The 12,191-nt window shown below is 70.4% G+C and carries 11 protein-coding genes; 9 read left to right on the top strand and 2 right to left on the bottom strand.

The genetic code is table 11. From position 1 onward, the window contains the following. Positions 1 to 40: 40 nt before the first annotated feature. Both ACIQG9_RS28865 and ACIQG9_RS28870 read left to right on the top strand, forming a co-directional pair. Positions 41 to 1,222: a hypothetical protein gene (locus ACIQG9_RS28865; RefSeq protein WP_400408288.1), complete on the top strand. Its 1,182-nt coding sequence runs from the start codon at positions 41 to 43 to the stop codon at positions 1,220 to 1,222. Continuing rightward, positions 1,219 to 2,361: a glycosyltransferase gene (locus tag ACIQG9_RS28870; RefSeq protein ID WP_400408290.1), complete on the top strand. Its 1,143-nt coding sequence runs from the start codon at positions 1,219 to 1,221 to the stop codon at positions 2,359 to 2,361. The genes ACIQG9_RS28865 and ACIQG9_RS28870 overlap by 4 nt, the downstream gene beginning before the upstream one ends. A 23-nt stretch (positions 2,362 to 2,384) precedes the next feature. Here ACIQG9_RS28870 and ACIQG9_RS28875 read toward each other — a convergent pair whose 3' ends face one another. After that, entirely contained in the window at positions 2,385 to 3,281 is an 897-nt protein-coding gene (locus ACIQG9_RS28875) for a TIGR03621 family F420-dependent LLM class oxidoreductase (RefSeq protein ID WP_400408291.1), read from the bottom strand. 28 nt (positions 3,282 to 3,309) lie between these two features. Continuing rightward, on the bottom strand, positions 3,310 to 4,227 hold the full coding sequence (locus ACIQG9_RS28880) for a phytanoyl-CoA dioxygenase family protein (protein ID WP_400408292.1): 918 nt from the start codon (positions 4,225 to 4,227) through the stop codon (positions 3,310 to 3,312). Positions 4,228 to 4,656: 429 nt separating this feature from the next. Between ACIQG9_RS28880 and ACIQG9_RS28885 the strand changes: the two genes are divergently transcribed. The 7 genes from ACIQG9_RS28885 (at position 4,657) to ACIQG9_RS28915 (ending at position 12,064) form a co-directional block, all read left to right on the top strand. Further along, complete coding sequence (locus tag ACIQG9_RS28885) at positions 4,657 to 4,947, top strand: hypothetical protein (protein WP_400408294.1); 291 nt, start codon at positions 4,657 to 4,659, stop codon at positions 4,945 to 4,947. Positions 4,948 to 5,166: 219 nt separating this feature from the next. Beyond that, positions 5,167 to 5,301 (top strand): hypothetical protein, encoded by a 135-nt coding sequence (locus ACIQG9_RS28890; RefSeq protein ID WP_400408296.1) that lies wholly within the window; start codon positions 5,167 to 5,169, stop codon positions 5,299 to 5,301. A gap of 927 nt (positions 5,302 to 6,228) precedes the next feature. Continuing rightward, positions 6,229 to 7,593 (top strand): MATE family efflux transporter, encoded by a 1,365-nt coding sequence (locus ACIQG9_RS28895; RefSeq protein ID WP_400408297.1) that lies wholly within the window; start codon positions 6,229 to 6,231, stop codon positions 7,591 to 7,593. Further along, the gene (locus ACIQG9_RS28900; RefSeq protein ID WP_400408299.1) at positions 7,590 to 8,699 is read left to right on the top strand and encodes a glycosyltransferase; all 1,110 of its coding nucleotides are present in this window, start codon (positions 7,590 to 7,592) and stop codon (positions 8,697 to 8,699) included. Before ACIQG9_RS28895 ends, ACIQG9_RS28900 begins: the two co-directional genes overlap by 4 nt. Before the next feature lie 101 nt (positions 8,700 to 8,800). Continuing rightward, complete coding sequence (locus tag ACIQG9_RS28905) at positions 8,801 to 10,120, top strand: DegT/DnrJ/EryC1/StrS family aminotransferase (protein WP_400408301.1); 1,320 nt, start codon at positions 8,801 to 8,803, stop codon at positions 10,118 to 10,120. Further along, positions 10,095 to 10,949, top strand: a complete 855-nt coding sequence (locus ACIQG9_RS28910) for an HAD-IIB family hydrolase (RefSeq protein ID WP_400408303.1) — start codon at positions 10,095 to 10,097, stop codon at positions 10,947 to 10,949. The genes ACIQG9_RS28905 and ACIQG9_RS28910 overlap by 26 nt, the downstream gene beginning before the upstream one ends. 77 nt (positions 10,950 to 11,026) lie before the next feature. Beyond that, positions 11,027 to 12,064 (top strand): Gfo/Idh/MocA family protein, encoded by a 1,038-nt coding sequence (locus ACIQG9_RS28915; RefSeq protein WP_400408305.1) that lies wholly within the window; start codon positions 11,027 to 11,029, stop codon positions 12,062 to 12,064. Positions 12,065 to 12,191: the final 127 nt, after the last annotated feature.

The following is a 12,191-nucleotide window of genomic DNA, read 5'->3' on the forward strand; positions in this document are numbered from 1 at the left end:
GGTTCCGGGCGAACGAGCGTAGGGGGACATGGTGCGTGACATGAGAGTTTCGACGGTCGTGATGGCTCATCCCGACCGCAGACACCAGGCCGAGCAGCTGCGGCGGCGCCACCCCGAGCTGGACATCCAGATCGTGCTCGACCCGGAGCCGGGCGGCCGCCCGGCCACGCTGCGCACCGCGAAGCTGGCCTGGGACGCGGTCCGCGAGGACGCCACCCACCACCTGGTGCTGCAGGAGGACGTGCAGCTCTGCGAGGGCTTCACTGCGGCGCTGCACCAGGCGCTGAGCGTCGCGCCGGAGGGCGCGCTCGCGCTGCACGGCAACTGGATCATGGCCACGGCCCAGGCGGTCCGCCTGGCCGCGTTCGTCGGCGCGTCCTGGACCCCGGTGATCGACTCGTGGGCGCCGACGCAGGCACTGGTGATGCCGGCCTCGGCCGCCCGGCAGTTCGCCGGCTACGCGCAGCGCTACGCGCCCGACAAGCCGGACAACCGCGCCATCTTCGAGTTCCTCCAGGACCGGTCCCTCCGGACGTACGTCGCGGTGCCGAACCTGGCCGAACACCGCCCGGCGGGCAGCCTGCTGCTCAACGACCTGTTCTATGGCGTGCGCAACTCGGCGGTGTTCCCGCTCGGGCACGATCTCGGGGCCACGCCGTTCACCGCCATGGTGGCCGAGCCGCCCGCGGTGGCGCACATGGGGCTGGGCGACTTCGAGTCGTTGTGCCACTACGAGCCGCTGGGCCGGGCGGAACGGTCCACCATGAACATCAACGAGGTGCTGTTCCCCGCCGGGATGACGCCTCAGGAGCTGGAGGAGGGCTTTGCCAGCGACCTCGACTACCACCCGGAGGCGGTCCGGACCGGGTTCGGGCCGAGCATGCTGTTCCAGTTCTGGCTGACCAGCTTCACCCAGGGCGTCCTCGCCCGCGGCATGCTGGAGCCGGCCGGCGCGACGTCGTTCGACAAGCAGCTCGACAGCGCGCCCTGGGCGCGGCTCGCGCTGGGCACGTTCGCCGGTGGCGCGCTGCGCAAGACGTGCCCGCGGGACCGGATCCTCGACGTCGCCGCCGAACTCACGCCGCTGTGCGTCACCGCGATGCGGGCCGGGTTCGTCGCGGTCGACTCCTGGCCGGGGCTGCGCGCGCTGTGGGACCCGGACGGCAACGACATGCGGCCGCGCTGGAACGACGGGACGGACAAGGAGGACGAACCGAAGTGACCGACGGTGCCACCGGGGGCGGCCTGCGGATCAGTGTCGTCGTCCCGTCCTACGACTCCGGTCCGCAGGTGCGTCGGCTGCTGCGGTGCCTGGCGCTGTGCGAGCTGGACGCCGGTGACTCGCTGGAGGTCGTGGTGGTCGACGACGGGTCCACCGACGACACCGGCGACCTGCTGGCCGGTCTCGACCTGCCCTATCCGCTGGCCTACCTGTTCCTGCCGCGCACGTCCGCGTCCGGCCGGGCCGCCGCGCGCAACGCGGGTGTCGGCAAGGCGTCCGGCGACGTGGTCGTGCTGGTCGACGCCGACCAGATCGTCGCGCCCGGGTTCGTCGCCGCGCACGCCCGCTACCACCGGCTGCGTACCGATCTGGTGGTGGCCGGTCCGCGTGGTGACCTCGCTCCGGGCGCGATCGACGACGAGCGCCTGGCCCGGGAGTTCTCGCTGGACGCAATGCCGGAGGTGGTCGGCTGGGACGGCCGCGACCGGGTCATGGGCGTCTTCTCGGAGAACTTCAACAACCTCGCGACGTGCTGGCACTACGCGTTCAGCTGCAACCTCTCGGTACGCCGTGAGCACCTGCTCGCGGTGGGCGGTTTCGACGAGAGATTCCTCGGCTGGGGTCTGGAGGACTCCGAGCTCGGCTACCGGCTGCGTCGTCGAGGGCTGGCGTTCGCGTTCCAGCGGGAGGCGTTGGCCTATCAGAGCGGGCGCGAGGTGACCCCGGAGATGTTCGTGCAGTGGCGGGCCAACCTCCGTCACTTCGTCGACCGGCACGACGGCGTGGCCGAGGTCGCGGTGCAGCAGGTCATCTGCCGGGCGTTCGACCCGGCCGACCGGAGCCTCGACTGGCTGGACTGCATGACGCGGATGGAGTTCGCCGCGCGGGCGCTGGCCGGCCGGCTGCCGGAGCCGACCGGCTACGAGTTGGTCGAGGTGGACGAGGCCACCGCCGCCGCCACGCTCGACCGGCTGCCCGCGCTGGCGGCCGAGCGGGACCTGCTCGTCCTCGACGGGACCGAGGGCGCCCTGCTCGCCGGCCCGGTACAGTGCACGACGACACCCCGGGAGCTGCTCTACTTCCACCGCCCGTCGAGCGCTGCCCGACAGCAGATCCTCAACCGCTACCGGCCGGTCTGACCCGGTCGCGCCCGCGGGGCGGGTCAGGTGCCGGCGAGCCGGGCGACGACCGGGGCCATCGCGTCGAGCGCGGTGTCCGGGATCGTCACGCGGGACGCGCCCCACCGCTCCCGCCGCGCCAGCAGCGCCTCGACGACCTGTTCGGGGGTGCCGACGAGCAGGCTCGGGACCGCCCCGACCCGGTCCTCGGGCACCCCGAAGGTCGCGCTGAACTCGGCCAGGACGGGAGCGGGGTCGGCGACCACCCGGCACTCGTGGATGGCGAGGTCGATCTCGGGGCGCGCCGGCCGCCCCGCCGCCTCCGCGGCGACGTACGCCCAGCGCACCCGGTCGTCGATCTCGGTGTCCCAGTACGTCGACCGCCGGCCGTCCGGGTGCCGGCTCGGCGCGATGCTGACCGTGTCGGCCCGGCGGGCCGCCAGTTCGATCAGCCGCCGCCGGGAGCCGCCGATCAGCAGCGGGACGGGCTTCGCCGGCACCGGCAGGTTACTGGCGTCGGCGACCGAGAGGTGACGCCCCCGGTAGGTGACCGGGCCGCCGGCGAGCAGCGCGCCGACGATGTCGACGTACTCGACGAACCGGTCGAAGCGTTCGGGGCGGCTGCCGAACCCGATCCCGGTCCGGGTGTAGTCGCTGCGCCGCCAGCCGGCGCCGAGCCCCATCTCGGCTCGCCCGTCGCTGAGCAGGTCCAGCGTGGCGAACTCCTTGGCCAGGATGACCGGGTTGCGGAGGTCCTGGCACAGGACGTAGGTGCCGAGCCGCAGCGTGGTGGTGACCGCGGCGGCCGTGGCCAGCGCCGTGAACGGGGCCATCGGCTGGTGGATGTGGTCGGTCATGGTCAGCAGGTCGACGCCCGAGCCCTCGACCCGGCGGGCCAGCTCCCGCCACTCCCGCTCGGTCGCGGCACCGCCGCTGGCCACGGCGAAGCGGAAGGGGGCGGGGCCGCGATCACCGGACGGCGGCACGTGGCAGCTCGGCGGGCGTGACGGAGTGCCGGCGGAGGATCTCGACCGCCTCGGGCAGGTAGCTGTCCGGGAACCGGACCTCGCCCATGAGCCGGTGGCGTTCGACGTCGCGGCGGAATTCCTCGGACGGCAGATTCCGCGTGCGCAGGTAGTCCACCCGGTCCTGGAAGTATTCGATGTACCGGTCGCGTTGCCGGCGGTCTTCACGGGAGGCGCTCCAGAAGACCCCGTACTTGCGGTGTGTGGCCGAGCCGTCCTGCGGCGTGCCGCGATGCATGAGCCGGCCGTCGAAGACGATCAGGTCACCCGCCCGGGAATCGAGCGACACGACGTCGGGATAGGTGCGCGTCAGATGGTCGTCCTCCGGGACGTCACCGGTGGCCGCCCATCTGTGGGAACCGGGCCGCACGTCCAGGCCACCTCCGGGCCCGGGCCGGTTGTCCTGCAGATAGACGACGCACTGGACGTGTCGGAACCCCGGGTCGTAGACGTGGCTCGCGTCGGGGAGGAACAGGGGAGAGAAACCGTTGTCGACGTGCCATCCGGTACGGCGGTTCAGCCGGGCGATGTAGTTCGGATAGTAGACGAGGCTGCCGCCCATCCAGGTGCGCAGTGCCCGGACCACCCGCTCGTCGAAGATGAAGTTCATCTCGGGCATCCGCAACAGCGCGTTCGCCTCGATCTCGTTCTCGGCGTCCTCGTCGGCGAGCAGATAACTGTCGCACCGGGCCCGAGCCCGCTCCACCTGCTCGGGGGGGAGAACGTCGCGGACGAGGAGATAGCCGTTCTCCTCCAGCAATGGCAGTGCGCGTTCGGCGTCGTCCAACGTGATGCTTGGCGTGTTCATCGGTGGCCTTTCGGATCGTCGACCTGTCGCCATGCAACGGACATTGACCGTCACCACCACCGTACAGGTTTCAGCCTCGGGCGGCGGGGTCCGACGGCGCCTGGCCGCGGCTTTCGTGAGAGCCATTGACCGAGAGGAATCCGGACGGCAAGGTTGACGCGTCGACGATCGTCATGCGGGGGGAGCCGTGATCGATGCGCGTGGCGGGGCGCGGCCGTCCGCGCCGTTCCCGTTGCCTCACGCGTGCGGACTCCCTGCCGGCCCGACGCGGTGCGGTGCAGCCGATCAGATGGTTGTCGCGGGACGAACGAGTGTCCGTGCCGACACCACAGGCGGGGCGCCACGACTCGCGCCCTCGCCGCCGTTCGGACCGAGAGATTCGCCGGCCGACGTCCGCCACCTTCCGTGGGCGGGCGACGAACTGACGGCAGGGCGGGCGGCGTGGCGGCGGCGGAATCTGCCCGACGGACGACGGGGGTTGGCATGGCAGAACGGATCGACGGACGGGTGACGGTGCCGGACCACCCGTACTGGGTGGCGGCGGTACGCGAGGCCCGGGCCGCGCTGGCGGAGGCGAATGCCCGGATGGTCGAGGCTGAGCACCAGCGACGGGCGGTGACCACGACGCTGGAGACGGCGCTGGCCTGCCTGTACGCCGCCACCACCTCCGCCCGATTCGCGCTGGCCGACGCACGGGATCGTCAACGCCCGGCCAGGTCCGATCCGGGGGAGCGGCCGGTATCACCAGATCGGTACGGAACGGGATGGACGTGACGACGTGGCGGATCGACCGGGCACTCCGTCGAACGGCGGGACACCGTCCTGTGTCGGCTCCGTGACGCCGGGGGTCGTCACCGGCGTCTGCACCGGACGGTCCCGTGACCTGGGGCGGGCTATGTTGGACGCCACCGGCCTCGGGGTCGACGTGGCGGTTGCCCGAGAGGACCGCCCTGGACCTGCACTTCGTCGACGTGGCCGTCGGCGATGCGACGGGTGGCGGTCAAGGTCGGCCACGCGGGCGGTGTCGTGCTCCAGGTGACGCCGGAGTTCGAGGATGTCGCGTCCGCCGCCCGCCGGCCGGACCGGCCCGAGCGGGTCGTGCTGCAGGCGCGGCGGTTGCCGGTCTGACCGTGGGATCCCCCTTCCCGGATACCACTGAGGGCGTCGGCGGGTGAGGTCCGGGGTGCGCGACCAGCGGGCACCGGACGGACGGCCGCTCCCCCTGCCATCCGGCCATCCGGCCATCCGGCCATTCGGTCCGACATGTCGGCGTGGCCACCGCGAGGGAAATGGGGCCGCCGGTGCGGCCACCGCCAACCCAGGTGCGTCCGAGAATGTCGGAATGCGTGACTGAAATGCGCCCCGCCGACTCTGGCGAAACGCTTCCCGGTGGCTACTCATTCCATTGCGCGATGCGACGAGCAACAAGCGCCACACGGACGTCCGCGCCGTCCGGATTCCGGCTTCCGAAGACGTTCTGCGGAACGGATTCCCATTTCCCGAGCGGTTGGGACACGGCGTTGAACCCGGCGCGGACGGGCGGTGTCGGGAGGACGACGCCCGGCCGCAAAGTGGCCTACATCTCTTTCGCCGCATGGGTGAAGATGTGCTGGAAGCGCATGCACCGGCTACCCGAAGTGACGACAGTTCGTGCGCGCGGGTGCGCGGGCCGGCGGACTCCACCGTGGTGATCGACCGTAATCCCTGTTCAGAGTGCTGGTGATGTCGCTCGTGGGCGGTGGATGTCGTGCTCACCTCACGTGAGCCTTGTCGCGAGCCGATGCGGCGACTACCCGCCGCATCGGTTTCCATACTCTCTGACATCTGCGGTGGTGATCAATACACTGCGTGCTCGGACCGGCCCAGGCTGCTATTGACACGCATGTTTTGATGGGACCGATCGACGGGGGATGGACGGCGCTTTTGACAAGCTGCCGGAAATATTGTGGTGCTCTCGCTACCCCCTGCCGACCATGTGGTGGTTCGTGAACGCGGGGGAGCGGTACGGTGAAAGTCGGTCATATCTCCACGGGCTCGGTCCCACGGATGTTCCCGTTGACCTGGCCGCTGTTCCTGCAAATGTTGCTCATGCACCTCATCGGACTGGTCGACATTTTCGTCCTCAGTCGCATCTCCGACGAGGCGTCGGCCGCCGTCGGCGCGGTCAACACGATCATGACGTTCGTCATCATGATGTTCTCGTTCATGGGGCAGGGCGGCAGTCTGGTGTACGCCCAGTGCCTGGGAGCCGGGCGGCGGGCCGACGCGCGGCGCTACTACAGCGCCTCGCTCGTGCTGCACGTGGCGGCCGGGGTGACCGTGAGCCTCCTGCTCTTCGCCTTCGCGCCGGACATCGCACGCCTGCTCGGTCTCGATGGGGTGCACCTCGAGTACGGTGCCACGTACCTGCGGGTGGTCGGCGGCGGCATCGTGCTCTACGCGGTGGTGTCGATGTTCGCGGGAATCATGTCGGCCAACGGTCACACCAGGCAGACGATGACGGTGTCCGTGCTGACCAACGTGGTCAACACCGGACTGCTGTACGTGCTGGTGCTGAGTCCGTCCGGTCCGCAGTGGGGCGTGGCCGGCGCCGCGTGGTCCACCGTCACCGCCTCGTTCGTCGGGCTCGCGTACAACGTGTGGCTGGTGGCGTTCCGGCTGCGCGTCCGCTTCGCCGTGGCCCTGTCGCTTCGCGACCTGGTCCAGGACGGCCGGGTCCTACTGCGGTACACCGTGCCCACCACCTTGGAGCCCATGCTCTGGCAGGCCGCGCAGATCGTCACGACGGCGATCATCACGGCGCTGGGCCCGGTGGCGCTGGCGGCGCGGATCTACACGCTGACCATCACGAACCTGATCGGCATGGTCAGCTCGGCGCTGTCACAGGGCCTTCAGATCATCGTCGGCCACCTCACCGGAGCGGGCGATGCCGCGGCGGTCCGCCGTACCTACCGCTCGGTGGTGTGGATCGGTCTCGGCGCGGCGGTGCTGCTGGCGGCGGCGGCCGCACTGTTCAGCGGTCCGATCATGCGGATCTTCACCGACGACCTTGAGGTGGTCCGGGTCGGCCAGTTGCTGCTCCTGATGGGACTGGTCTACCTGCCGGGCTCCGCAGTGATCATGAACACGGCCGGAGCGCTGCGCGGCGTCGGTCAGGTTCGCTACCCCGCGCTGGTCGGCATCCTCGTGCTCTGGGCGGTCTTCCTCCCGCTGGCCTACACCCTCTCGCTTCCCCTCGGGCTCGGAGTCCTCGGGGTCATGATCGCCATGGGAGTGGACGAGAACCTGCGGGCGGTCCTACTCGTGTTCCGTTGGTGCCGACTGGCCTCCTCACCGGGCGGCACGGCGCTGCTCGACCGAGCCCTCGTCCACCCGTCCACCCGTCCACCCACCGTTCAATCGGAGGTCGCCTCGCAATGAAGGCAAGCCTGGTCATCCCCACCTACAACTCCCGTCACCTGCTGGAGGCCTGTCTGATCTCTCTCAACCATCAGAGCATCGCCGCAGGGGACTCGTTCGAGGTGCTGCTGGTCGACGACGGCTCCACCGACGGCACCGGCGAGATGGTGCAGAAGCTGGAGATCGACTACGACCTGCGGTACCTGTTCAAGCCGCGTACGCCGGAGTCGTGCCGCAGCGCCACCCGCAACCTCGGCATCGGCAAGGCCGAGGGCGAAGTGGTGGTGATGGTCGACGGCGACCAGGTGCTCGCGCCGGACTTCGTGGCCGAGCACCTGCGGGCCCACCGGGACCGCACGGATCTCGTCGTGATCGGTGACCGCGTCTACCTGGAGCCCGGTGTGGTGGACCTGGACGCCCTGCGCCGGGGATTCTCACTCGATGCGGTGCCGCCGGTGGCCGACCGGGACGAGCGGGAGACGATTCTGGAGAAGTTCTCCCACAACCTCCACAACCTGGCCACGCGGTGGCACTTCCTCTACGGCTGCAACGTGTCGGTACGCCGTGAGCACCTGCTCGCCGTCGGCGGCTTCGACGAGGCGTTCAAGCGGTGGAGTTTCGAGGACGTGGAGTTGGGCTACCGGCTGCACCTGCGCGGGCTGGTCTTCGTGCACCACCCCTACGCGATCCTCTACCACCAGCACCACGGCCACTCGGCGGTCCGGCAGCACGCGGACTGGCGGGAGAACTTCGCGCACTTCACCGCCAAGCACCGGCAGCCCGAAGTGGCCTGCCAGTGGATTCTGGACCGTTTCTTCAACCCGGAGGACAACGAGCTGACCTGGACGGAGCTCTACCTGCGCCTCGAGTACGCGGTGCGAGCCCTGCAGGGCCGCCTGCCGATGACCGGCCCCGTCCAGGTCCTCCAGGTCACCGACGATCCGCGCGGGGCGCTGCGCGCCATCACCGAGCGAGCGCAGGAGGGCCACCTGCTCGTGGTCGACCGTACCGACGACCGGGACCTGCCGCTGCTCGTCCAGGCGGTGCCGTCGCCCCACGAGCTCTTCTACTTCAAGGAGGCCGACCCGATCGCCGCAGCCGCGCTAATCGACCAGTACACAGCCTGACCAGGGCCCCGGCGCGTCGCCGGGCTGCCGCACCTTCTCAAAACGGGGGAAACACCTTGCTCTACTCACCTGTCGCTGAACCGGCGTCGTCAATGTCGGGCGTGACCGAACTCGACGGCGACAGCTCGGGGCTGCACCACATCGTGACGGATCTGACCAGGGCCGCGCGACCGCGGTACCGGTTCCGTCCCGGGCCGGCGAACGATCGCCTCGCCGCCACCGTGCTCCGCGAGAGCCGGCTGCGGCCCGCGGCCGACCTGCTGACGGACCTCTTCACCGTTCGCCCCGACGACGGGCGCACCCGATTCCTGCCCAAGGAGAGACTGTTCTCCGACGACGAGAAGGCGCTCGCCGTGGCCGCCTTCGAACGTGCCGTCCGTGCCGGCGACATGACCAGTGGCCCCCAGATCGAGCAGTTCGAAGCCGCGCTCGCCGGCCAACTGGGGCTGCCTGAGGTGATCGCCACCAGCAGCGGCACCAACGCCCTGGTCATCGCGCTCCTGGCGGTCGGTGTCGGCGCCGGCGATGAGGTGATCATCCCGGCGAACAGCTTCGCGGCCACGGAGAACGCGGTCCTCGCGATCAATGCCGTTCCGGTCCTCGCCGACGTCCGGACCGACTTCACCCTCGACCCGGCCGACGTGGCGACCCGAATCACCGGCCGTACCGTGGCGATCCTGCCGGTCCACCTCTACGGCAAGCTGGCCGACATGCCCGCTCTGGCCGACCTGGCCCGCAGCCACGGACTCGCCCTGGTCGAGGACGCCTGCCAGGCCATCGGCGTGACCGGTGTGGCCGCACACTCCGATGCTGCCGCGCTGAGTTTCAACCCGTTCAAGAACGTCGGACTCTGCGGCAAGGCGGGAGCCGTCGTCACCCGCGGCGCGGAGGTCGCCGCCCGGTGCCGGGTCTTCGCCTACCACGGCTTCGCGGTCGGGCGGAAGAACGTCAAGACGGCCGACTTCGGGTTCAACGCTCGGATCGACAACACCCTCGCCGCCATCGGGCTCGACCTGCTGCCGTTGGCAGCCGTCAACGGGCTGCGGCGGACCTGGCTGGCGCAGCGGTACTGCGAGGCGCTGGCGCCGCTGGCCGAGCAGGGCATGCTCGGTCTGCCGGAGTTCGCCGGCGACCACGGCTGGCACCTGTTCCCGATCCAGGTCCTCGACGGGGCGAGCCGCGACGGGCTCCGCGACTGGTTGGCCGAGCACGCGGGGGTCGAGACGGACGTCTACTACCCAATGCTCACCCACCGGCAGCACACACCGCTGCGCGACGCCGCCTTCACCGACGTACGCCTGCCGGTGACCGAGCGACTCCACGAGCGGGTGCTGCACCTGCCGTTGCACCAGCATCTGACGATCGCCGAGCAGGACCGCACCGTGGAGGGGCTCCATGCCGCCTTCCGCCCCCACCGGTGAGCTCCTGCGTCACCTGGTCCGACCGGACACGGTACGCCGGGTGGCGTTCTGCGACTTCGACGAGACCTACCTCGCCCACCAGCCCACCGGGGCGCAGCGCCGGTCCCTGCGCGAGCTGGAGGCATACCTGGTCCACGCCGCGGAGCAGGGGCTGCTCTTCGGGTGGGTGACGGGCAGTTCCCTGACCTCGGTGATGGCCAAGGCCCGTCGCCACGAACTGGCCGTCATGCCGCACTTCGTGGCCGCCGCACTCGGTACCGAGCTGATGTTCTTCACCGACGGCGTGCCGGTGCCCGATCCGATATGGCAGCGGCGGATCGATGCCAGCGGTTTCTCCGCCGACCAGGCGGACCGTGCGGTGAAGGCGTTGGCGGCGCGGGGAATCCGCCTCACCCCCCAACCGGCCAGCGTCGAGAAGGAGTACGTGGCCAGCTACTACTACTACGCGACAGGCGGACCGGAAGCCGACCGGGCAGCGCTGGTCGGCATCCGGAGCGAGGCCCGGCGGCATGGGTTCGGCGTCAACATCAGCCGGTGCAACCCCCTCGCGGGCGACCCGGCGGACGCCTACGACGTGGACCTGCTGCCGGACTGCTGCGGCAAGCGCAACGTGGTGCGCCACGTCTGCCAGCGGTTCAAGGTGGCGCCCGCGGCGGCGTACGCCTTCGGCGACAGCGGCAACGACCTGGAGATGCTCGCCTCGGTCGGCCATGGGCTGCTGGTGGCCAACGCCACGGCGGAGGCACGGTCGGGCCACGAGCGGGTGTCCCCCCACCCGTACGCGGAGGCGGTGCTGCACGCGCTGCGGCACGGCACCGACGAGGGGTGACCGAACGCCGGACGGCGGACGCCCCCGAAGACCTCGCACACCGACGACTCGTCTGAGAACTACCGGGAAGGAAACCCGTGAGAATCGGCATAGTCGGGGCCGGCAACATCGCCCAAGCCCATGTGAACGCGCTCCACCTGCTTCCGCACGCCGAACTGGTCGGCGTGCACGACATCGCGCCGGACCGCGCGACCGCAGCCGCCGCACGCTTCGGCTGCTCGGCCTTCGACCGCTTGGATTCGCTGTACGACCAGATCGACGGGGTGATCATCGCCTCGCCCAACCACACCCACGCCGAACTGGCCACCGAGGCGATCGCGCGCGGGAAGCACGTGCTCTGTGAGAAACCCATGACGGTCACCGTCGGTCAGGCGCGGGAGCTGACCGACATGGCGGAGGCGAGTGGACTGAGCTGCGGCATCGGTTTCAACTACCGGTACCTCGACGTGGTGCACGAGGTCCGAAGGATCGTCGACGACGGGGTGCTCGGACGGCCGCTGTTCGTCGAGGTGTCGTTCCAACGGTGCAGCGCGCTGACCCGGCGCCACTTCACCTGGCGCGACAGCGAGCTTGGCCTGTCCACCAGCGGTGCGTTGGGCGACCTGGGCGTGCACCTGCTGGACCTGCTCCCGTTCATGTTCGGCAGCGCGGTGGAGGCCCGCAACTGTCGTACCAAGCTGCGCACCAACGTGCCGGAGCGTGAGGGTCGCCCGGTGCGGGTCGACGACTACGCCTTTGTCGGGGGGCACCTGGCGAACGGTGTCTACTTCACCATGGTGGCCTCGAAGTCCGCTCTTCCCGAGGACGTGGGGCTGTCCCTACGGATCGTTGGGGAGGGCAGTGAGTTCTCCTACCACTCCCGGGACGGGGAGGCCTACCATCTCCGGTCCGCCGTGCGGTGGGAACGCCGGTTGCTACGGCAGCGTCGGCCGCTGGCCGACCCGGCGGGCGAGGTGACGGGTTGGGGGAGCACCTTCCACCACCAGTTGCGGGAGTGGTCGGATGTGGTGCAGGGTCGCCATCCGCGTACCAGACTGGCGGACTTCGCGGACGGGCTGCGGGCCCAGACGGTCCTGGCGCGCCTTCTGGAGCAGGGGCAGTACGCGCTGGTGTGAGTCCGTGGTGGGGGGGGGGGGGGGGGGGCCGGGGGCGCCCCCCCCCCCCCGGGGCCGCCGGGGGGGGGGGGGGGGGGGGGGTGAGGGGGCGCGGCGCCCGGGGTGGTAAGTTCAAACCGGACCACAC

Origin of the sequence: Micromonospora sp. NPDC092111, from assembly GCF_044755745.1 — a bacterium.
Taxonomy (GTDB): Bacteria; Actinomycetota; Actinomycetes; order Mycobacteriales; family Micromonosporaceae; genus Micromonospora.